At 72.2% G+C, this 19,177-nt stretch carries 21 protein-coding genes and 1 pseudogene; 16 read left to right on the forward strand and 6 right to left on the reverse strand.

Annotated features, from left to right (window positions below; all coding sequences use genetic code 11):
• The first annotated feature begins 21 nt into the window (after window positions 1–21).
• The 3 genes from ACIBL4_RS15280 to ACIBL4_RS15290 all read left to right on the forward strand — a co-directional run bounded on the left by ACIBL4_RS15280 (window position 22) and on the right by ACIBL4_RS15290 (window position 2,133).
• Window positions 22–960 carry a PAC2 family protein gene (locus tag ACIBL4_RS15280; protein WP_399410070.1) on the forward strand — a complete coding sequence of 313 codons (939 nt, stop codon included), beginning with the start codon at window positions 22–24 and terminating at the stop codon, window positions 958–960.
• 121 nt (window positions 961–1,081) lie between these two features.
• A complete protein-coding gene (gene coaE / locus ACIBL4_RS15285; RefSeq protein WP_399410072.1) occupies window positions 1,082–1,702 on the forward strand; it encodes a dephospho-CoA kinase in 621 nt (206 codons plus the stop codon).
• A gap of 50 nt (window positions 1,703–1,752) precedes the next feature.
• Window positions 1,753–2,133 carry a tetratricopeptide repeat protein gene (locus tag ACIBL4_RS15290; RefSeq protein ID WP_356923100.1) on the forward strand — a complete coding sequence of 127 codons (381 nt, stop codon included), beginning with the start codon at window positions 1,753–1,755 and terminating at the stop codon, window positions 2,131–2,133.
• Window positions 2,134–2,172: 39 nt separating this feature from the next.
• Here ACIBL4_RS15290 and ACIBL4_RS15295 read toward each other — a convergent pair whose 3' ends face one another.
• Complete coding sequence (locus ACIBL4_RS15295) at window positions 2,173–2,436, reverse strand: DUF6343 family protein (RefSeq protein WP_399410075.1); 264 nt, start codon at window positions 2,434–2,436, stop codon at window positions 2,173–2,175.
• 161 nt (window positions 2,437–2,597) lie between these two features.
• On the opposite strand from ACIBL4_RS15295, the gene ACIBL4_RS15300 reads away from it, so the two are divergent.
• The 3 genes from ACIBL4_RS15300 to ACIBL4_RS15310 all read left to right on the forward strand — a co-directional run bounded on the left by ACIBL4_RS15300 (window position 2,598) and on the right by ACIBL4_RS15310 (window position 4,928).
• On the forward strand, window positions 2,598–3,296 hold the full coding sequence (locus ACIBL4_RS15300) for a class I SAM-dependent methyltransferase (protein ID WP_399410077.1): 699 nt from the start codon (window positions 2,598–2,600) through the stop codon (window positions 3,294–3,296).
• The gene (locus ACIBL4_RS15305) at window positions 3,289–4,377 is read left to right on the forward strand and encodes a protein kinase family protein (protein ID WP_399410079.1); all 1,089 of its coding nucleotides are present in this window, start codon (window positions 3,289–3,291) and stop codon (window positions 4,375–4,377) included. Before ACIBL4_RS15300 ends, ACIBL4_RS15305 begins: the two co-directional genes overlap by 8 nt.
• Window positions 4,378–4,463: 86 nt before the next feature.
• The gene (locus tag ACIBL4_RS15310) at window positions 4,464–4,928 is read left to right on the forward strand and encodes a DoxX family protein (protein WP_399410081.1); all 465 of its coding nucleotides are present in this window, start codon (window positions 4,464–4,466) and stop codon (window positions 4,926–4,928) included.
• Between the two features lie 18 nt (window positions 4,929–4,946).
• On the opposite strand, the gene ACIBL4_RS15315 is transcribed toward ACIBL4_RS15310, so the two are convergent.
• A complete protein-coding gene (locus ACIBL4_RS15315) occupies window positions 4,947–5,576 on the reverse strand; it encodes an RNA-binding S4 domain-containing protein (RefSeq protein WP_399410083.1) in 630 nt (209 codons plus the stop codon).
• 97 nt (window positions 5,577–5,673) lie between these two features.
• On the opposite strand from ACIBL4_RS15315, the gene ACIBL4_RS15320 reads away from it, so the two are divergent.
• The 3 genes from ACIBL4_RS15320 to ACIBL4_RS15330 are packed head-to-tail and all read left to right on the forward strand — an operon-like array spanning window position 5,674 to window position 8,383.
• Window positions 5,674–6,291, forward strand: coding sequence for a helix-turn-helix domain-containing protein (locus ACIBL4_RS15320; RefSeq protein ID WP_399410085.1), 618 nt, complete (start codon window positions 5,674–5,676; stop codon window positions 6,289–6,291).
• Window positions 6,288–7,625 carry an MFS transporter gene (locus ACIBL4_RS15325; RefSeq protein ID WP_399410087.1) on the forward strand — a complete coding sequence of 446 codons (1,338 nt, stop codon included), beginning with the start codon at window positions 6,288–6,290 and terminating at the stop codon, window positions 7,623–7,625. Before ACIBL4_RS15320 ends, ACIBL4_RS15325 begins: the two co-directional genes overlap by 4 nt.
• Before the next feature lie 53 nt (window positions 7,626–7,678).
• Entirely contained in the window at window positions 7,679–8,383 is a 705-nt protein-coding gene (locus ACIBL4_RS15330) for a uracil-DNA glycosylase (RefSeq protein ID WP_399410089.1), read from the forward strand.
• Here the strand turns inward: ACIBL4_RS15330 and ACIBL4_RS15335 are convergent.
• Complete coding sequence (locus tag ACIBL4_RS15335) at window positions 8,380–9,084, reverse strand: GntR family transcriptional regulator (RefSeq protein WP_399410590.1); 705 nt, start codon at window positions 9,082–9,084, stop codon at window positions 8,380–8,382. The two genes, ACIBL4_RS15330 and ACIBL4_RS15335, sit on opposite strands and share 4 nt — an antisense overlap.
• A gap of 144 nt (window positions 9,085–9,228) precedes the next feature.
• Here ACIBL4_RS15335 and ACIBL4_RS15340 point away from each other — a divergent pair, with 144 nt between their 5' ends.
• Together ACIBL4_RS15340 and ACIBL4_RS15345 are read left to right on the forward strand one after the other, a co-directional pair.
• Window positions 9,229–10,680: an NCS1 family nucleobase:cation symporter-1 gene (locus ACIBL4_RS15340; RefSeq protein ID WP_399410091.1), complete on the forward strand. Its 1,452-nt coding sequence runs from the start codon at window positions 9,229–9,231 to the stop codon at window positions 10,678–10,680.
• A 5-nt stretch (window positions 10,681–10,685) separates the two neighbouring features.
• Entirely contained in the window at window positions 10,686–11,408 is a 723-nt protein-coding gene (locus ACIBL4_RS15345) for an aspartate/glutamate racemase family protein (protein ID WP_399410093.1), read from the forward strand.
• Window positions 11,409–11,420: 12 nt separating this feature from the next.
• Here the strand turns inward: ACIBL4_RS15345 and ACIBL4_RS15350 are convergent, their stop codons facing one another.
• Both ACIBL4_RS15350 and ACIBL4_RS15355 read right to left on the reverse strand, forming a co-directional pair.
• Window positions 11,421–12,029 carry a gamma carbonic anhydrase family protein gene (locus ACIBL4_RS15350; RefSeq protein WP_399410095.1) on the reverse strand — a complete coding sequence of 203 codons (609 nt, stop codon included), beginning with the start codon at window positions 12,027–12,029 and terminating at the stop codon, window positions 11,421–11,423.
• Between the two features lie 24 nt (window positions 12,030–12,053).
• The gene (locus tag ACIBL4_RS15355) at window positions 12,054–12,467 is read right to left on the reverse strand and encodes a RidA family protein (RefSeq protein WP_399410097.1); all 414 of its coding nucleotides are present in this window, start codon (window positions 12,465–12,467) and stop codon (window positions 12,054–12,056) included.
• A gap of 152 nt (window positions 12,468–12,619) precedes the next feature.
• Here ACIBL4_RS15355 and ACIBL4_RS15360 point away from each other — a divergent pair, with 152 nt between their 5' ends.
• Window positions 12,620–13,399 carry a nucleotidyltransferase domain-containing protein gene (locus ACIBL4_RS15360; protein WP_399410099.1) on the forward strand — a complete coding sequence of 260 codons (780 nt, stop codon included), beginning with the start codon at window positions 12,620–12,622 and terminating at the stop codon, window positions 13,397–13,399.
• A 223-nt stretch (window positions 13,400–13,622) separates the two neighbouring features.
• Window positions 13,623–15,626 (forward strand): FUSC family protein, encoded by a 2,004-nt coding sequence (locus tag ACIBL4_RS15365; RefSeq protein ID WP_399410101.1) that lies wholly within the window; start codon window positions 13,623–13,625, stop codon window positions 15,624–15,626.
• Between the two features lie 53 nt (window positions 15,627–15,679).
• Here the strand turns inward: ACIBL4_RS15365 and ACIBL4_RS15370 are convergent, their stop codons facing one another.
• A complete protein-coding gene (locus ACIBL4_RS15370; protein WP_399410103.1) occupies window positions 15,680–16,633 on the reverse strand; it encodes an endonuclease/exonuclease/phosphatase family protein in 954 nt (317 codons plus the stop codon).
• A 42-nt stretch (window positions 16,634–16,675) separates the two neighbouring features.
• Here ACIBL4_RS15370 and ACIBL4_RS15375 point away from each other — a divergent pair.
• The 3 genes and pseudogenes from ACIBL4_RS15375 (at window position 16,676) to ACIBL4_RS15385 (ending at window position 19,177) form a co-directional block, all read left to right on the forward strand.
• Window positions 16,676–18,039, forward strand: a pseudogene (locus ACIBL4_RS15375) (amidohydrolase).
• Window positions 18,040–18,149: 110 nt separating this feature from the next.
• Window positions 18,150–18,839 (forward strand): DUF899 domain-containing protein, encoded by a 690-nt coding sequence (locus ACIBL4_RS15380; protein WP_399410105.1) that lies wholly within the window; start codon window positions 18,150–18,152, stop codon window positions 18,837–18,839.
• 155 nt (window positions 18,840–18,994) lie between these two features.
• Window positions 18,995–19,177, forward strand: a complete 183-nt coding sequence (locus tag ACIBL4_RS15385; RefSeq protein ID WP_037674458.1) for a hypothetical protein — start codon at window positions 18,995–18,997, stop codon at window positions 19,175–19,177.

A 19,177-nucleotide genomic window follows, 5' to 3' on the forward strand; every position in this document is an offset into this window, starting at 1 on the left:
ACACGAGGAGGAGCGGTCACTGTGCTTGATCCGCAGAGCTTGTACGCATGGGAGCCGAAGGGGCTGGCCGTCGTCGACATGGCGCTGGCCCAGGAGTCGGCCGGTCTTGTCATGCTCTACCACTTCGACGGATACATCGACGCGGGCGAGACGGGCGACCAGATCGTCGACCGGGTGCTCGACTCGCTGCCCCACCAGGTCGTCGCCCGCTTCGACCACGACCGGCTCGTGGACTACCGCGCGCGCCGCCCGCTGCTGACGTTCAAGCGCGACCGCTGGAGCGACTACGAGGACCCCGCGATCGAGGTGCGGCTGGTCCAGGACGCCACGGGAGCGCCGTTCCTGCTGCTGTCCGGCCCCGAGCCGGACGTGGAGTGGGAGCGTTTCGCCGCGGCCGTGAAGCAGATCGTGGAGCGGCTCGGCGTCCGCCTGTCGGTGAACTTCCACGGCATCCCGATGGGCGTCCCGCACACGCGGCCCGTCGGCCTGACCCCGCACGGCAACCGCACCGACCTCGTGCCGGGCCACCGCAGCCCGTTCGAGGAGGCACAGGTGCCCGGCAGCGCCGAGTCCCTCGTCGAGTACCGCCTGCTCCAGGCGGGGCACGACGTCCTGGGCGTCGCCGCCCACGTCCCGCACTACATCGCCCGCTCCCCGTACCCGGACGCGGCCCTGACGGTCCTGGAGGCCATCACGGCGGCGACCGGTCTGGTGCTGCCCGGCATCGCCCACGCGCTGCGCTCGGACGCCCACCGCACCCAGACGGAGATCGACCGGCAGATCCGCGAGGGCGACGAGGACCTCACCGCGCTCGTCGAGGGTCTCGAGCACCAGTACGACGCGATCGCGGGCGCCGAGACCCGGGGCAACATGCTCGCCGAGCCGGCGGACATCCCGTCGGCGGACGAGATCGGCCGGGAGTTCGAGAAGTTCCTGGCGGAGCGTGAAGGCGACGGCTGACAGCCGTGCCCCGACAGGGGCGCGGGGAACCGCGCGACCAGCCCCACCGGCCCGCACCCCCTACACGGCCTAAACGACACGGCCTACACGGCATCCCAAGCGGAGCGTCTAGGCTCGGCTCATGCTGAAGGTGGGTCTGACCGGCGGTATCGGCGCCGGCAAGAGTGAGGTGTCACGGCTGCTCGTCGAGCGCGGTGCCGTGCTGATCGACGCGGACCGCATCGCGCGGGAGGTCGTCGCACCGGGGACGCCGGGGCTCGCCGCGGTCGTGGAGGCCTTCGGCGAGGAGGTGCTCGCGGCCGACGGCAGTCTGGACCGGCCCAGGCTCGGCTCCGTCGTCTTCGCCGACGCGGCGAAGCTCGCCACGCTCAACGCGATCGTGCACCCCCTCGTGGGCGCCCGCTCCTCCGAACTCGAAGAGGCCGCCGCCGGGGACGCGGTCGTCGTGCATGACGTCCCGCTCCTCACGGAGAACGGCCTGGCGCCGCTGTACGACGTCGTGATCGTCGTCGAGGCGAGCCCCGAAACCCAGCTCGACCGGCTCGTCCGGCTGCGCGGCATGACCGAGGAGGACGCACGCGCGCGGATGGCCACCCAGGCGACCCCCGAGCAGCGCCGGGAGATCGCCGACATCGTCATCGACAACGACGTCCCGCTGGCGGACCTGGAGCGCCGCGTGAAGGACGTGTGGGCCGAGCTGGAGCGCAGGTCGCAGGCGTCCCGGCCGTCCCCGCAGGAATAGCGGCACCACCCTGGGGCGTTGAACCCTTGCAGTGAGGGAAGGACTCTGCCGTGCCCGAGACCAGCGGTTCGACCGGACGTACACCGGAGACGCACGTCATCGACTTCCGTGCCGCCGAGCAACTGCTCGCCGCGCGGGACCCGCGGGGCGCGGTGAAGCTGCTCGACCGAGTCATCGCCGCGCACCCGGAGAACACCGCCGCGCGGCTGCTGCGCGCCCGTGCCTTCTTCGCCGCGGCGCAGCTGCGGCCCGCGGAACTCGAGTTCTCGATCGTCCTGGAGCGCGAGCCGGACAACGCGTTCGCGCACTTCGCGCTCGCCCGCACATATGAGCGACAGAACCGCCCCGACCAGGCCAAGCGACACTTCCGCCTGGCCGCCGCGCTGGACCCGAACCCGCGGTTTCTGAAGGCGGCGCGCTTCGACGCGTGAGCGGCCGCTCTTGTCCCCCTCAGGGGTGATCCGTCTTCCTCAGGGATGATCTTCCGGTGGTCGGTAGGGCGGGATGTCGGGGCCCGGCTGGTAGTGCGGGCCCTGGCGGATGTGCCTGAGGACGATGACGAGGTCGACCGTGACGACCAGCAGCAGCGCGCCGCAGGCGATCGCCCAGCCGGTCCGCCCGGCCAGCGTGAACGCGACCGTCCCGAAGAGCGCCCAGACCAGCCCCCACAGGCTCAGCCAGAAGCGCGCCCGCAGGGCACTGCGCGCCGTCCTCGGTTCACTGCCTGTACGCATCGCGATCTCCACTCCTGTTTGCAACGTACTCCTCACACCGGATGCCCACCAACAGGGGGAGCAGGGGCCGACGCGCGACCTCGTTCACTCGGGCGGGTGAACGCGGGCGGGACGGGAACGGGCGTGCGGGTGTGGTCCGTTGGGCGGGCATGGAGCTGAAAATGCGTGAGGGGTACGCAGGGACGGGACCCGGGGCCATCACCCCGGACGGCTGCGCGGTGGAGTTCTACTCACGGCTGCCCGTCGGGGACGAACCGGAGATCATCGCGTCGGCGGTGCCGGCGGGCGCGCGCATCCTGGAGCTGGGCAGTGGCGTCGGGCGCATGACCCATGCGCTGCTGGAGCGCGGGTTCGAGGTCACGGCGGTGGACGAGTCCGCCGACATGCTGGAGCGGGTACGCGGGGCGCGGACGATATGCAGCCCGATCGAGGACCTGGACCTGGGCGAGACGTTCGACGTGGTGCTGCTCGCGTCGTTCCTCGTGCATGCCGGGGACGCCGAGGTGCGGCGGGGCCTGCTGCGCACGTGTGTGCGGCATGTCACGGAGGGCGGCTCCGTGCTGATCCAGCGGGAGGGCGAGGACTACCACGTGAACGTGCCGCGCGAGCGGGTGGACCCCAGCGGCTTCACCGTGCGGATCGTGTCGTCGGAGCCGGTCGGCGACGGCGTCAACTCGGTTCACGCGCAGTACGAGTTCCCGGACGCGGTCTGGACCCAGACGTTCCGGGCCCGACCACTGACGAGGCAACAGTTCGAGGAGGCACTGGGGGAGACGGGCCTGAGGGTGGACCGGTACCTGACGGAGGACCGGGTCTGGGTGCGGGCGGTACCCGACGGTCAAGGCAGGCAGGGTGCGTGAGGCACCGCACCGTGCGGGCGCGTCCGGGCGGCTGACCGGCTACGACGCGGTGTCGACCTCCCTGGCGCTGCGCGGGGACGCCGAGTTGCGTGAGCTGGTGGAGGCTGCCGTGCCGCTGGGGACGGGCATCGGTGGCAAGTCGGCCCGGACGGACGTGGCCGGCACGCCGGTCTTCGTGAAGCGGGTGCCCTTGACGGACCTGGAGCAGCGGCCGGAGCACCTCCGGTCCACGGCCAACGTGTTCGGGCTCCCCACCTTCTGCCAGTACGGCGTCGGCGGGCCCGGGTTCGGGGCGTGGCGCGAGGTCGCCGTCCATACGATGACGACGAACTGGGTGCTCTCCGGGCAGTTCCAGGGATTCCCGCTGATGTACCACTGGCGCGTGCTGCCGGACGAGGCGCCCACCCTGGCGGAGGAACTGGCCGATGTGGAACGGGCCGTGGCGTACTGGGGAGGGAGCGCGGAGGTACGGCATCGTATCGAGGCACTGCGGGAGTCCTCGGCGAGCGTCGCGCTGTTCCTGGAGTATGTCCCCTGGACGTTGCACGCGTGGCTCACGGACCAGGTACGAGCAGGTGGCGCGGCCCTCGACCGGGCGTGCTCGCTCGTGGAGGAGGAACTGCGGGCCGGTACGTCCTTCATGAACAGCCGGGAGCTGCTCCACTTCGACGCCCACTTCGAGAACGTCCTGACCGACGGCCGGCGCCTGTACTTCGCCGACTACGGACTCGCCCTGTCCAGCCGCTTCGACCTCTCACCCACCGAGACCGGCTTCTACGACCGGCACACCGGCTACGACCGCTGCTACACGGCCAGTTATCTCGTCAGCTGGCTGGTCACCGCCCTGTACGGCGCGGACTGGGAGATACGTGGGCCACTGATACGGGCCTTGGCCGAAGGGCAGCAGCCCACCGGGGTGCCGCCCGGGACGGCGAAGATCCTCACCCGCCATGCCCCGGTCGCGGCTGTGATGACGGACTTCTACCGCACGATCCAGGAGGTGAGCAGGACAACGCCCTACCCAGCGGAAAGACTCCGGCGGCTCTGCCCGTGGCAGGCGGGGACGGAGCGGGTCGGGTGAAATTCGCCGGGCGGCGATGAGTTCGAGGGGGAGGGGCGGTCTATCCCTGCGACATCATCACGGACCGCTTCCCCCAGGAGACCTCCATGTCCGAGACCAACCCTCCCGCCACCGCCGTCCCCTCGGCCCCGGCCGGTGTCGTCGTCGCCGAGTCCGCGACCGCACGCGGGCGGCGTGCCCGGATCGCCTTGCGTGGTCTCCAGGTGCTGCTCGCCCTGATGTTCGGGATCGCGAGCGCCGTGCCCAAGCTGATCGCGCACCCGTCGGCTGCCGAGTCGTTCGAGAAGCTCGGCTGGGGCAGCGCGGGGATGTACACCATCGGCGCGCTCGAACTGGCGGGAGCGGTCGCCCTGTTGATCCCGGTGCTCCAGTCGGTGGCGGCGATGGCGCTGGGTGCGCTGATGGTGGGCGCGTTCGTCGTCCAGATCACCGTCATGGACGGGCAGTATGCGGCGACGCCGGTCATCCTGATGGTGCCGCTCGCCCTCATCGCCTGGGCGCGGCGGGGGCACAACGCGGATCTGCTGCGCCTGCTGCGGCTCCGGGCGTGACCGTGCCGAGTGCGCTGCTCACGGCCTCGGTTTGCCGGACCCTCTGCGGGAACCAGGACCGGGGCCAGGACCGCGGCCGAAGCCGCTGCCGGGGCCCGGGTCCGGTACAGGGCCCGGGCCGGCCAGGCCGCGCAGCCGTTCCATTTCGCGGCGGTCCCGCTTCGTCGGGCGGCCCGCGCCGCGGTCGCGGATGCCGGCCGGGGCGACGGCCTCTCGGGGCGGGGGCGGCGGGGAGTTGTCGATGTAGCACTGGGCGGCCACCGGGGCGCCGACCCGCTTGCGGATGAGCCGTGTCACGACGACGACCCGCTCCCGGCCCTCGTGCCGTACGCGCACCTCGTCGCCGACGCGCACCGCGTGGGCGGGCTTCACTCGCTCGCCGTTGACGCGGACGTGTCCGCCCCGGCAGGCGGTGGCGCCCAGGGAACGGGTCTTGACGAGGCGTACGGCCCAGATCCAACTGTCGACACGGACGGTCTGGCCGCTCTGCGGCCCGGCGGCCTCGGCAGCGGCGATGGCCGCAGCGACCTTCGGGTCCAGCGTCTTCGGGTCTGCGGCCTTCGGATCCACGCTCTTGGCCTCCACGGTCTTCGGATCCACGGCCTTCGTGTCGCCCGTCCCGTCGTACTCCGTGCCTTCAGAAGCCATGTCCCCGACCTTAGTCCTTTCCCGCCCTCCCTACTCTACAAAACAAATTTTGCAAAAACTCTTTTGTCGAATCCCGGTGGCGGCCTACCCTCCCGGCATGGACAGCGACGAGCACAAGCGCGTACTCGACCCCGAGCACGACACGGACGCCCTGAAGGCCCTCACGCACCCCCTGCGCATCCGGCTGCTCGGGCTGCTGCGTCAGGACGGGCCCGCCACGGCCAGTGAGCTCGCCGCGCGGACGGGGGAGTCGTCGGCGTCGACCAGTTACCACCTGCGGGTGCTGGCGAAGTACGCGTTCATCACGGAGGCCGAGCATCGTGACGGGCGGGAGCGGCGCTGGCGGGCCCAGCACACCGTGACGTCCTGGAGCAACGAGGCGATGGAGTCGTCCGAGGCGGGCCGTGCCTTCGTCAGCCTGGCGCGGCGGCGGCAGCTGGAGCACCTGGAGATGTCCCTCGCCCGGCATGAGGCGGACATGGCCGCAGGGCGGTTGGGCCAGGAGTGGGTGGAGCCGTCGGGGATCAGCGACCTCATGCCCCGGCTGACGGCCGAGTCGCTCACCGAGCTCTGGGGCGCCGTGGCCCGGAAGCTGGAGGAGCTGACGGCCCGGGACGCGGACGACCCCCGCGCCGAGAACGTCATGTTCCTCACCGCCGGTCTGCCGCTCGCCCCGCACGACCGCGGGGACGCGGACCGCGAGGGCGCCTCGTGACCGAGCTGACCAACCCGACCGAACTGCGGACCGTTCGCCGCCGTTACGTCACCGTCTGCGCGCTCTTATGGCTGCCGTCGGGCCTCGGCCTGGCCTCGATGGTCCTGCTGTTCATCGAGCGCGGCATGTCCCTGGCCGCGGTCGCGGGGCTCTTCGCCGTCCACTCGCTGACCGTGGCCGCGCTGGAGCTGCCCACGGGTGGGCTCTCCGACGTCCTCGGGCGCCGGCCGGTCCTGGCCACGGCCGGTGTCCTCAACATGGTCGCCTGCGTGCTGGTCGGCCTCGGCACCACTGCCTGGGTGCTCACCGCCGGCATGGTGCTCATGGGGACGGCCCGGGCCCTGGCCAGCGGTACCGCCGAAGCCTGGTACGTCGACACCGTCCAGGAGCGCTCCGGCCCGGACGCCGAGCTGCGCACGGGCCTGGCCCGCGGCGGCTCCGCGACCTCCGCCGCGCTCGCGGCCGGCCTGCTGCTCGGCGGTGCCCTGCCCTGGCTGCTCGACGCGGGGCCCGCTCTCGGTATCAGGCTGAGCGAGGCGACGGCCGGGGCGGTGCTGCCCCTGTCCGTCCCCGTGCTGCTGGGAGCCGTGGTCAGGGTCGTCCTCGTCTGCTATGTGCTGGCCGTGCTGCGGGAGCCGCCGCGACCGCCGGCCACGCTGCGTTCGGTGCTGCGCGGCGTCCCGGTCACCGTCCTCGACGGGCTGCGGCTGGGCGGCCGGGACGCGCTCGTCCGCCGGGTCCTGCTCACCGCCGCGGCGGTCGGCGGCGCCCTGGCCACCATCGAACTGCTCATCCCGGGCCGCACCGTCGAGCTGACCGGAGCGCCCGGCTCCGGAGCGATGGCGTACGCCGTGCTCGCCTGCGCGGGCTTCGTCTGCAACGGTGCCGGCAGTCACCTCGCGCCGCTCGCCGCGCGGATCGCGGGCAGTGGCGAGCGGGCCGTGCTGGTCTGTCTCGTGACGGGCGCGGGCGGCATGCTGCTGCTCGGTGTCACCGCGACCACCGGGCACCCGGTCGCCACGGCCCTCGCGGTCGTCGGCTTCTGCTTGCTCTACCTCGGCGTCGGCGCCGCGTCCCCTAACCAGAACGACCTGCTGCACCGCCGCGTCACCAGCGCCGGCCGCGCCACCGCCCTGTCCGTCCAGTCCCTCGCCCTGCAACTGGTCGGCGCGCTCGCCGGCCTCGTCGTCGGCGCGTTGCGGCCGGGCCCGCTGCCGTGGCTGCTGACCGGTGCGGTGCTGGTGTCCGGGGCCCTGCTCTGGCTACGCCGAGTCGAGCCACGGTCCGCACCGGACACGACCGTCGCCCCGGGCTCACGTGCCGGCATGTCCTGAGCCTTCTTCGTCCCGGTGAGAGGGGCCGTCCCACCGCCGCCTACGGTGGAGTCATGGACGCCAGCGGTCTCCCTCTCCTCGACCGGCGCATCACGGACTGCCGGGCCTGCCCGCGGCTGGTCTCCTGGCGTGAGGAGGTGGCCCGGACCAAGCGAGCCGCCTACGCGGACTGGACGTACTGGGGGCGGCCGGTGCCCGGGTTCGGCCCGGCGGACGCCCGGCTGCTGATCGTCGGACTCGCCCCCGCCGCGCACGGCGGCAACCGCACCGGCCGGATGTTCACCGGCGACCGCTCCGGAGACGTCCTGTACCAGGCGCTGTACGACGTCGGCCTCGCCTCCCGGCCCACCGCCGAGCACGCCCACGACGGCCTGGAGCTGTACGGCGTACGCGTCACCTCGCCCGTGCACTGCGCCCCGCCCGCGAACAAGCCCACCCCCGAGGAACGGGACACCTGCCGCCCCTGGCTCGTGCAGGAGCTGCGGCTGCTGCGCCCGACGCTGCGGGCCGTGGTCGTGCTCGGCGCCTTCGGCTGGCAGGCCGCGCTCCCCGCGTTCGCGGAGGCGGGCTGGTCCGTGCCCCGGCCCCGGCCGGCCTTCGGCCACGGGGCCCGGTTCCCCCTGGACGGCCTGGAGCTGTTCGGCTGCTTCCATGTCAGCCAGCGCAACACCTTCACCGGCCGGCTCACCCCGGCGATGCTGCGCGACGTCCTGCGGACGGCCGCGCGGGCGGCGGAACTGCCCACCGGAAGCGGCTAAGGAGCCTTCTCCCCGGCAGCCTTCTCTCCGAAAGCCTCCTCCACGGAAGCCTCCCCGAACAGATGCCGCACCGTGGAGCGGTAGTTGGTGCGTACGTGCGTGAGCGCGTGCGCGCGGGCCCGGTCCGGGTCGCCCGAGGCGATCGCCTCGTACAGCTCGCGGTGCTCCACGAGGAGCTGCGGCCACTCCTCGTTGCGCCGGGTCATCCAGCGCAGCCGGCCGGCGACCGGTTCCAGGGCCTCGGTCAGCAGGCTGTTGCCGGCCATCGCCACGATGCGGTCGTGCAGGCTGCTGTTGAGGTCCGTGATCAGCTCGGCGTTCCCGGCCTCGGTGGCGGCGGCCGCGCGGTGGAGGAGCTCCTGGACCTCGGCCAGGTCCTGCGGCGTAGCGCGGGAGGCGGCGAGTCCGGCGGCGTAGACCTCCAGGGCCTCGCGCAGTTCGAACAGTTCCTTGACGTCGGTCGGGGTGAGACGGCGTACCACCGTGCGCCGGGGCGTCTCGAAGTGGACGAAGCCCTCGGTGACGAGCGCCCGGATCGCCTCCCGGACCGGAACGCGTGAGACGCCGAAGCGCTCCGCCAGCTCGCGTTCGACCAGGCGGTCACCGGGACGGAGGCTGCCCGCGATGATCTCCTGCCGCAGGTCGGTCGTGACGCGTTCGCGCACCGCTCCGAGGGGTTCGATCTTCGTCATGGAGCCCATCTTCGCCGACACGGAGTCTCTTTTACGGACCGTTCACAAGAGCGACATCGGTCAGAACGGTTGACGAGGAGACCATGTGCGCAGTTTGGTATACCAAACCTCTCGCAGAGCAGTCCTCCTTCTCCCCTTGCTCATGGAGGCCCCGTGTCCCTCGCCGACCGTGCCGCAACCACCGGCGCCCCAGCGTTCGTCCCCGATCCCCGGCTCACCAACGAAGACCTGGCGCCCGCCAAGAAGCGCAACTGGAAGGTCTTCGACCTCTTCGCCATGTGGATGTCCGACGTCCACAACCTCGGCAACTACACCTTCGCCGCCGGACTGCTCTTCCTCGGGATGAACGTCTGGCAGATCTTCACGTCCCTGCTCGTCGGCTTCGTGATCATCTACATCGGCATGAACTGGATGGGGAAGATCGGGCAGCGCCACGGCGTCCCCTTCCCGGTCGTCAGCCGGATCGCCTTCGGCGTCTGGGGTGCCAACATCCCGGCGCTGATCAGGGCCGTGATCGCCATCATGTGGTACGGGATCCAGACCTACCTGGCCTCCGTCGCCGTCAACGTGATGCTGCTGGCGGCCTGGCCGGGCCTGGAGTCGTGGACGCACAACTCCTTCCTCGGGCTGGACGCGCTCGGCTGGGTCTCCTTCGTCGCGCTGTGGCTGGTCCAGGCGGCGATCATCAGCCGGGGCATGGAATCGGTCCGCAAGTTCCAGGACTTCTGCGGTCCGGCGATCTGGCTCGTGATGATCGCGCTGGCCGTGTGGATTCTCGCCAAGGCCGGCTGGACGATCTCGCTCACCTCCACCCCGCACCCGGTGTCCGTCGGCGAGCAGTGGCGCCAGTGGTTCGGCGCGATCGGCCTGGTCCTCGCCACGTACGGCACCCTGATGCTCAACTTCTGCGACTTCTCCCGCTTCGCGCCCGACTACAAGTCCGTCAGGCGCGGCAACTTCTGGGGCCTGCCCGTCAACTCCACGGCCTTCGTCATCGTGTCGGTCATCGTCACGGCGGGCGCGTTCGAGGTGTTCGGCAAGGAGATCACCGACCCGGCCTACCTCGTCGCCGAGATCGGCAACACGTGGGTGCTGGTGCTGGGCGCGCTGACCTTCGCCATCGCCACCATGGGCGTCAACATCGTCGCCAACTTCGTCTCGCCGGCGTACGACCTCGCCAACGTCTGGCCGCAGAAGATCACCTTCAAGATCGGCGGCATGATCAGCACGGTCGCGGCCCTGCTCGTCACGCCCTGGAACCTCTTCTCCAACCCGACCGTCGTGAACTACTTCCTCGGCGGCCTCGGCGCCTTCCTCGGCCCGCTGTTCGGCGTGATCATGGTCGACTACTACTGGGTCAAGCGCGGCCGGGTGAACGTCGACGAACTGTTCGACGCCACGCCCAACTCCCGCTACCACTACCGCAAGGGCTTCAACCCGAAGGCGCTGTGGGCGTTCCTGCCGGCGGCCGGTGTCGCGACGGTCCTCGCGCTGGTGAAGACCTTCAGCGATGTCGCCCCGTACTCCTGGTTCATCGGCACGGCCCTGGCGGCCGGCCTGTACGCGGCCCTGTGCCGCCCCGAGCGCGCCACCTCGGAGGTCTGAGAGACGTGCGGATCGTCGTCACCAACTGCAACACCACGCAGGAGATGACCGAGGAGATCGTACGAGGTGCCCGGGCCGCCGCAGGCCCGGGCACCGCCGTGACCGGGCTGACCCCCGCCTGGGGGCCGGAGTCCGCGGAGGGCTGGCTCGACAGCTACCTGTCCGCCGCGGCCGTCCTGGACACGCTGCGCACGTACGACGGACCGCCGTACGACGCCGTCGTCCTGGCCGGTTTCGGGGAGCACGGGCGCGAGGGCGTCCGGGAACTGGTGGACGTACCGGTCGTCGACATCACCGAGGCGGCCGCGCATCTGGCCTGTCTGCTGGGCCGCCGCTACGGCGTCGTCACCACGCTGGCCAGGTCCGTCGGCCAGATCGAGGACAGCCTGGAGACGGCGGGCGTGGCCCGGAACTGCGCCGCGATCGTCGGCACGGGCCTGAACGTGCTCGACCTCGGGGACGACGAGCGCACCGAGACGGCGTTCCTGGCCGCCGCCGAGCGGGCGTGTGCGGCCGGGGCCGAGGTACTGGTGCTGGGCTGCGCCGGGATGACGGGGTTGCAGCGGCTGGTGGGGGAGAAGCTGGGCCTGCCGGTCGTCGACGGGGTCGCCGCCGCGGTCAAACTGGCGGAATCGCTGGTGGCGCTGGGGCTGACGACGAGCCGCGCGGGGAGCTACGCCGAGCCGCTGGCGAAACGGAGGGTGTGGGGGCGGCCCGGACGGCATTAGGCGGGTGCCGGGTCATGCCGGGCCGTCGTCGAGCGTGACGTCGTCGCGATGGGCCCCGTAGAACTTCACCTGGCGGGCCATGACCTCCCGCATCGCGGTGCCGCGCGGGATGCCGTACACCGTGCCGGGGAAGTCCAGCGCCTCCTGCACCTGCCACAGCTCGTCGTGCTCGCCGGGGGCGAAGAGCCGGGCCCGGGGCGCTCCCGCCGCGATCCAGCCGATGGGCAGGACGGTGCCGGGCGGCAGCACGGAATTGACGTGCAGCACGCTGTGGATCCGCAGTTCGGATCCGGCGCTCGCGACGGCGCCCGGGAAGACGCAGGCGCCGGTGGCCACGAAGACCTCGTCCTCCAGCGTCGCCCCGTTGACATGGGCGTGCGGGCCGACGAGCACGGCGTCACCGATCACCGCGGGATGCCGGGCCCGTCCCCGCACCAGGGCGTTCTCCATGACGACGGCGTCCGAGCCCACCCGCACCTCCCCGTCCTCGGCGGTGAGCACGGCCCCGTGCAGCACCCGGCTGCGCTCACCGAGGACGACGGCCCCGCACAGGACGGCCGTCGGGGCGACGTACGCGGACTCGGGGACGACGGGGCGCCGCCCGCGGTGCTCGATCAACATGGCGTTCTCCTCATGCCTCATGCCTCAGGCCGGCGGCTCGCCCGGCACGACCGCTGTCGCCGTAATCTCCACCAGCTGTCCCGTGTACCCGAGGCACGCCACGCCGATGAGCGTCGACGAGTGCGGGCCGGTACTGAGCCCGGACGCCTCGACGACCTCCCAGACGGCCGACAGCACGGCCGGCTCACCGCTCACGACGTACACGTCGGTCGCCACGACGTGCGCCAGGTCGCTGCCGACGGCCCGCAGTTGCTCCCGCAGGTTGTCGATCACCTGCTCGGCCTGCCGCACGGGATCCCCGGGGCCGACGAGCTCGCCGCCGGCGTTCAGCGGCACGGACCCGGCGAGGAACGCCAGCCGCGTGCCGGCCTCCACGACGGAGGCGTGGGAATAGGTGGGCGGCGGAAACAGGCTCGGGACAGTGACGCGCTGGATCACGGGGGGTCTCCGATCTACCGGTGGCGGTCGAGGGCAACCCACCGATCATGTGAGGTTCCGCCACGCGGCCGCACCCGTATTTCGGTTGTGCCCTCACCCGAGCGCTCCTCTACGCTTCCCGGGCATCAGCCGCCGGCCCAGGAGCGACGCCCGTGCCCACCCGCCCGGACCAGACCTTCCTCGACACCACCGCCGACCGCCTCGCCGCCCTCCCCGCCGTCGAGGCCGTCACCCTCGGCGGCTCCCGCGCCCAGGGCACCGAACGCCCGGACAGCGACTGGGACCTGGCGATCTACTACCGGGGCGCCTTCGATCCGCAGGACCTCCGGGCCGTCGGCTGGGAGGGCGAGGTCTCCGAGCTGGGCGCGTGGGGCGGCGGCGTCTTCAACGGCGGCGCCTGGCTGACCGTCGACGGCCGGCGCGTGGACGTGCACTACCGCGATCTCGACGTCGTCGCACACGAGGTGGCGGAAGCGGAAGAGGGCCGCTTCCGGGTCGAGCCGCTGATGTTCCACTTGGCGGGCATCCCGACCTACCTGCTCGTCGCCGAACTCGCCATCAACAAGGTGCTGCGGGGCCAACTGCCGCGCCCCGCGGCCTACCCGCCGGCCCTGCGCGAGACCGCCCCGGCCCACTGGCACGGCATGGCCACGGCCACCCTCGCGTACGCGAAGGCGGGCCACGCGCCCAAAGGGGCGGTCACCCAGGTCGCGGGCGCGATCGCCCTCGCCGCTGCACAGGCGGCGCACGCGGTGCTGGCGGCACGGGGGGAGTGGGTGACCAACGAGAAGGGGCTCCTCGCGCGGGCGGGTCTGCGGGACGTGGACGCGCTCCTGGGCAGCACCCTCACCGGCGCTCCGGACGAGCTCGTGAAGAGGATCACCGACGTGGAGACGCTCCTGAACCGGGCCGTGGAGGCGGCGCGGAGCTGACCGGTAGTCGTACGGCCGTCGCCGCTTGCCTTCCTGCCGCTTGCCTTCCTGCCTATTGGGTTCCTGCCGATTGCGTTCATAAAGAACCCGGCTTTCCCGGACTCCGTCACGTTCCGGAAACCTTTCCTCCAGGAACCCCGCCTACCGTGGGCACTCATACCCCCGCCCCGGCCACCGTCGCCCGAAGGCCCACCCCTGCCCTCGACGAGTCGACAGGAGCCCCGTGTCCCGGTCCCGCCGTGCCTACCTCGCGTTGCCGCCCTGGCTCGCGCACGCCCTGCGCGCCCAGCGGGGGCCCGTGCCCTGGAGCGCGGTGACCAGGGGGGTCCTGTCGGCGGGGCCGCTGCTGCTGGTGGCCGTGCAGGTCGGGCGTACCTCGCTCGGGGTCGTCGCCGCGATCGCCGCCATGCTCGCCGGGATCAACGACCGGCCCGGGAGCCGGCGGGCCTCGGTCAAGCGCATCGGGGTGCCCGCACTGGGCGGTGCCCTGGGGCTGATGGCCGGGACGTACGCCGGGCAGCAGACCGGCGCGGTCGTGCTGACGGTGATCCTCACGTTCGTCGGACTCGTCGCCGGGAGCATCAGCGCGATCGGGCCGGTCGCCTCCGCCGTCGGGACGCAGTTGCTCGTCGCCTCGGCGATCGGGGCCGGGATGCCCCTGCCGGAGGAGGGGTGGGAGCGTGCGCTCGCCTATGTCGCGGGCGCCGGGTGGCTGGTCGTGCTCCGGCTCGTGCTGCCCACGCCCGGCTCCCTCGCCGGGGACTTCCGGTTCGACGGGGAGCGGAAGGCCGTCGCCGCCGTGTACGACGCCGTCGCCGAGCTGCTCGACGCCGTCGGCGGGCCCGAGGCCATGCGCCGCCGGGCCGCGCTCACCGCCGCCCTCGACCACGCGCAGGACGCCCTCGCCGGGCCCCGGCTGCGGCGGTACGCCTCCTCCTCCGCCGAGCGGCGGCTGCACGCGCAGTACGCCGCCGCCCTGCCCCTCGCCGAGGCCGCCACCGCGCTGGCGTGGGCCGGAGAGGCCGTCGCCGAGCGGGCCTCCGAAGGACCCCGGCGGCTCGCCACCGCCGTACGCGGCAACAACCACACCGGGCCGCTGCCCGCACCCTCCCGCTCCGCACCCGCACTGCGCGCCCTCGACGACGCCCTCCTGCACGCCGCCGAGGTGTTCGACCAGGGCAGGGGCGGCGATCTGCACACCCGGCCCCGTACGCCCAGGGACCGGCTGCGCGCGGCCTTCGGCAGCGCCGGACGCGAGTACGGGCTGCGGGTCGCCCTCTGCTTCGGGGCCAGCTCGGCCGTCGCCCAGGCCCTGCACCAGGGCCAGTGGTACGGGCAGCACGAGCACTGGTACTGGCTGCCGGCCACCGCCGTCTTCCTCGTCAAGCCCGACCTGGGGCCGCTGGCCTCTCGGGTCCTGAACCGGGCCGCCGGGACCGTGCTCGGCGCCGTCGTCTTCGCCGGATTCGCCGCCGTCCTGCCCCGGCCCGAAGGGCTCATCGCGCTCGTCGCCCTCAGCGGAGCGCTCATCCCCGTCGCCACCCGGCACTTCGCCGCCCAGACCGCCGTCGTCACCGTCCTCGTCCTCGCCCTGGTCATGGTCGGGGGCGAGCCGCAGGCCTCCATGGGGCGGATCGGCGAGACGCTGCTGGCCTGCGCGATCGTGCTGATCACCGGGCACCTGCCGATGCCCGGACAGCGGGGCGGGGGAGTGCGCGCCCGGCTCGCCGCGGCGAGTGACGCCGCGTACGCCTACCTCACCCACGTCCTCGACGAGGCCGACACCCCGCGCATCGGGCCGCCCGCCACGCCCTCCGAGCGGCCGGGCACGCCCTCTGCGCGCTCCCGCACTTCCACCGAGCGCTCCGGCACGCTCTCCGAGCGCTCCGGCACCTCCTCCGAGCGCCCCTTCACGCCCTCCGCCCCCCGCGCCACCCGCTGGACCCTGCGCCGCGAGGCCTACCGCACGCTCGCCGAGGCCCGGACGGCCATCTCCCTGTCCGCCCACGAACTGCCCGCCCTCGCCCGGCACACGGAGGGCGCGGACGAGGTGGCCGACCTCCTCGAACGCCTCGTCGACACCACCACCGCCTGTGCCGTCCACCTCGACGACACCGGACGGATCGGTCCCGAGCACACCGAGCGCCTCACCACCCTCCTCGATGAACTCGCCGGACCGGGAGACCGGTTGGGGCTGCGGCTGCCCGGGACGCGCCACGCCGGATGACCCCTCGGCCGGCCCGCAAACCGACCCTCAACCGGCGCCTCAACCCCGTCCCTTCAACCGACCCGTATCCACACCGGCGCGTGGTCCGACCCGGGGGCGTCCCGCCGCGCCGAGGGGTCGGGGCCGACCGACGGCAGGCCGGGCGGGCCGTCGCCGGGCAGGCCCGTGCCCGCCGCCGTCACCCGGTGCACCAGGCGGTGGCTGACCAGCACATGGTCGATCAGTTCGCGGCGCCCGGAGTTGACGCGGGAGTAGCGCTGCCCGGGCGGGATGAGCGGGGCCGTGTCCCACAGCCGGGTCGCGTCGCCCCGGTCGGCCTGCTCGTAGCCCGGCGTGCCGATCTCGGAGCCGGGCGGGCCGAGCAGGATCTGGGTGGTCGCGGCCTGCACCTCGTCGTTGAGGTCGCCCAGTACGGCCACGTCCCTGGCCTGCCCGTCGCCGTCCAGGAGCTCGTCCGCGAGGGCGCGCAGGGCCGTCGCCTCGGCGGCCCGCCGGTACAGGGCGTAGGCGCCGTAGCGGGCCCGTTCCCCCTCGTCGCGCGGCTGGAAGCGGCCGTTCGGGTACGACAGCAGCTTCGACTTCAGATGACAGACGGCCACCCTCAGCAGCCCGCCCTCGACCTCCTCCGCCTCCACGGCGAGGAAGCCCCGCCCCGCCCGCGTCACCGTCACCCCGGAGTCGTCCACCTGCACGGGCCGCAGCTCCGCCGGGAAGGCCGTGGTGTCGGCCAGCACCGTCATGGCCGTACGGCTCAGGAACCCGACCCGTATGCCCCGGCTGTCCGGATGCCCGGACAGGGCGAGATGCCAGTCGTCGTCGAGCATCCCGGCGAGGTCCTCCAGGGCCTCGGGGTCCCCGACCTCCTGCACGCCGAGCAGCGTCGGGTCGAGTTCCGTGATCACGGCGGCGAGCGCGGCGAGTTTGGCCTGGTAGGCGGCCTCGTCCTGCGGGCCGTACGGGCCGCCGGGCCGGTAGAGGTTCTCCAGGTTCCAGGTGCCGATGAGCATGCCGGGCTCCTTTCAGAAGCCGACAGGTCGTACGTTGGCGCGATGACGCCTTCCGCCGCGGGCAGGCCCGCCGACCTCATCATCAGCGCATGTACCGTCCTCGTGCACGACGATCAAGAGCGCATCGGGTTCGAGGAGGACGCCGCGATCGTCGTGCGGAACGGTGTCGTCGAGGCCGTGGCGACCACCGCCGCGGTCGCGGACCTGCCCGCCGCCGAGCGCCTCGACGCTCGGGGCCAGGTCGCCCTGCCCGGTCTGATCAACTGTCACACGCATGCGCCGATGGTCGCCCTGCGCGGTCTCGCCGAGGACCTGCCGACCCAGGAGTGGTTCAACGACGTCGTCGGCCCGTGGAGTCCAACCTCACAGGAAAAGACGTCGAGTTGGGGGCGCGGCTTGCCTGCGCCGAGATGATCCGCGCGGGCGTCACCTGCTTCGCCGACCACTACTTCGCCATGGACGCGGTGGCGGACGTGGTCGCGGACTGTGGCATGCGGGCGATGCTGGGGGAGGCGTACTTCTCCTCGCAGGGCCCCGAAGGCCGGGAGCGGTCACTGGAGTTCGCGCTGCGGTACCGCGGTTTCGCCGACGGCCGCGTCACCACCGCCCTCGCCCCGCACTCCCCCTACACGGTCGACGACACCGACCTCGCCGCCACGGCCCGGCTCGCCGGCGAACACGGCCTGCCCGTGCACCTTCACGCCGCCGAGAACCGCGACCAGACCGAGACCAGCCTCGCCCGCCACGGCGTCACCCCGATCGAGGTCCTGGAACGCGCCGGCATCCTCGACACGGACGTGCTCCTGGCCCACGGCACCGGCATCGTCGACCGTGACCTGCCCGTCCTGGAACGGGCGGCGGGTCGTACGGCCGTCGCCACCGCGCCCCGCGGCTACCTCAAGTTCGCCTGGCCCGACACCACACCGGTCCGCGCCCTGCGCGACATCGGCGTCGACGTCGGACTCGCCACCGACGGAGCCGCCTCGAACAACTCCCTCGACGTGTGGGAGTCGATGGCCCTCACCTCGCTGGTCCAGAAGTCCGCCGAGGGCGACCCCCGCTGGCTGACCTCCCGTCAGGCCCTGCACCACGCCACCCTCCAGAGCGCGCGTGCCGTGGGACTGGGGGACAGCGTCGGCAGCATCGCGCCGGGGCGGCGGGCGGACATCGTCCTGGCCGACCTCACCGGGCCGCACACCCAGCCGGTCCACGACCTCGCCGCCACTCTCGTGCACAGCGCCCGCTCCGCCGACGTCCGCACCACGATCGTCGACGGACGGATCCTGATGCGCGACCGGACGCTGCTGACGATCGACGTGCCGGGCGTGGTACGGGAACTGGAGGAGCGCCTGCCCGCCCTCGTCGACCGCAGCCACGGCCGGCGCATCCAGGACTACGACACCTGACGTTCCGGAAGGACCTCCCGCAAGGGTCCGGATTTTCTTCCCGGGCAGCGATGAGTTCCGTCGCTCCTGACAGTCACCATCCCGGACGGACCGTTGCCACAGGAGGGCCCATGTCGCTTCCGGAGATCGTCTCGCGCGAGGAGTGGCGCGCGGCGCGCGCGGAACTGCTGGTCAAGGAGAAGGCCGCCACCCGCGCGCGGGACGCGCTCAACGCCGAGCGGCGCGGCTTGCCCATGGCGGAGGTCGACGAGGAGTACGTGTTCGAGGGCGGGGACGGCAAGGCCACCCTGCTCGACCTGTTCGAGGGCCGGCACCAGCTCGTCGTCTACCACTTCATGTTCGCGCCCGAGTGGGACGCCGGCTGCCGCAGCTGCTCCGCATTCCTGGACCAAGTCGGGCATCTCGCCCATCTCAACGCCCGTGGTACGTCGTTCGCGGCCGTGTCCCGGGCGCCGTACCCGAAGATCCTGCCGTTCAAGGCGCGGATGGGCTGGACGGTGCCCTGGTACTCGTCGTACGGCAGCGACTTCAATCACGACTTCGAGGTGACCCTCACGCGCGAGGGCGAGCTCGTCGAGCGCCCGGGCCTCAGCTGCTTCCTGCGGGACCGCGACCGGGTCTTCCACACCTACTCGACGTACGAGCGCGGCCTCGACGGCCTCGGCTCGACCACCAGCCTGCTGGATCTCACCGCACTGGGCCGCCAGGAGGAGTGGGAGGAGCCCAAGGGGCGCGCATCAGCGTTTGGGGCGCCTGCGGGAAGCGAGCGCGTCCGCTATCACGATGAGTACGACGACTGATACGCAAAGTGAAAAGATAGACCAATCGGCTGAGAGTTTGGTCACACTCGGTGGTGAACGAGTGTCAACTACGTCTCAGAACCGTCACTTCGCGAGCCGTTCACCCCATGGTTGGCGTTTAACTCTACGAGTACAGCGCGACATGGAGGTGCAGGGTGAACGGGCGAACAGTGCTCGAGAGCTTTCCCGCCGGTGGGCCGCGTGGCTCCTGGCCGGCGGAGGAGTTCGCGCAGGCGCGGCGTCTGGAGGGCCTGCCTGCCGAGGTCGTCATGGATCTCGCCACGGACATGTTCCTGGTGATCGTGCGCAGCGGGGACGGTGCCGACGCGGCGGCCTGA

Origin of the sequence: Streptomyces sp. NPDC050416 (assembly GCF_044458845.1) — a bacterium.
In the GTDB taxonomy this organism is placed as follows: Bacteria; Actinomycetota; Actinomycetes; order Streptomycetales; family Streptomycetaceae; genus Streptomyces.

What these genes read in the sequence shown, in the direction of transcription:
- ACIBL4_RS15320 (WP_399410085.1), top strand. Translation starts at nt 5,674, where the DNA reads ATGGACAGCGACGAGCACAAGCGCGTACTCGACCCCGAGCACGACACG.
- ACIBL4_RS15370 (WP_399410103.1), bottom strand. Translation starts at nt 16,633, where the DNA reads ATGCTCATCGGCACCTGGAACCTGGAGAACCTCTACCGGCCCGGCGGC.
- ACIBL4_RS15315 (WP_399410083.1), bottom strand. Translation starts at nt 5,576, where the DNA reads ATGGCTTCTGAAGGCACGGAGTACGACGGGACGGGCGACACGAAGGCC.
- ACIBL4_RS15300 (WP_399410077.1), top strand. Translation starts at nt 2,598, where the DNA reads ATGCGTGAGGGGTACGCAGGGACGGGACCCGGGGCCATCACCCCGGAC.
- ACIBL4_RS15350 (WP_399410095.1), bottom strand. Translation starts at nt 12,029, where the DNA reads ATGTTGATCGAGCACCGCGGGCGGCGCCCCGTCGTCCCCGAGTCCGCG.
- ACIBL4_RS15310 (WP_399410081.1), top strand. Translation starts at nt 4,464, where the DNA reads ATGTCCGAGACCAACCCTCCCGCCACCGCCGTCCCCTCGGCCCCGGCC.
- ACIBL4_RS15335 (WP_399410590.1), bottom strand. Translation starts at nt 9,084, where the DNA reads ATGGGCTCCATGACGAAGATCGAACCCCTCGGAGCGGTGCGCGAACGC.
- ACIBL4_RS15295 (WP_399410075.1), bottom strand. Translation starts at nt 2,436, where the DNA reads ATGCGTACAGGCAGTGAACCGAGGACGGCGCGCAGTGCCCTGCGGGCG.
- ACIBL4_RS15380 (WP_399410105.1), top strand. Translation starts at nt 18,150, where the DNA reads ATGTCGCTTCCGGAGATCGTCTCGCGCGAGGAGTGGCGCGCGGCGCGC.
- ACIBL4_RS15330 (WP_399410089.1), top strand. Translation starts at nt 7,679, where the DNA reads ATGGACGCCAGCGGTCTCCCTCTCCTCGACCGGCGCATCACGGACTGC.
- coaE (WP_399410072.1), top strand. Translation starts at nt 1,082, where the DNA reads ATGCTGAAGGTGGGTCTGACCGGCGGTATCGGCGCCGGCAAGAGTGAG.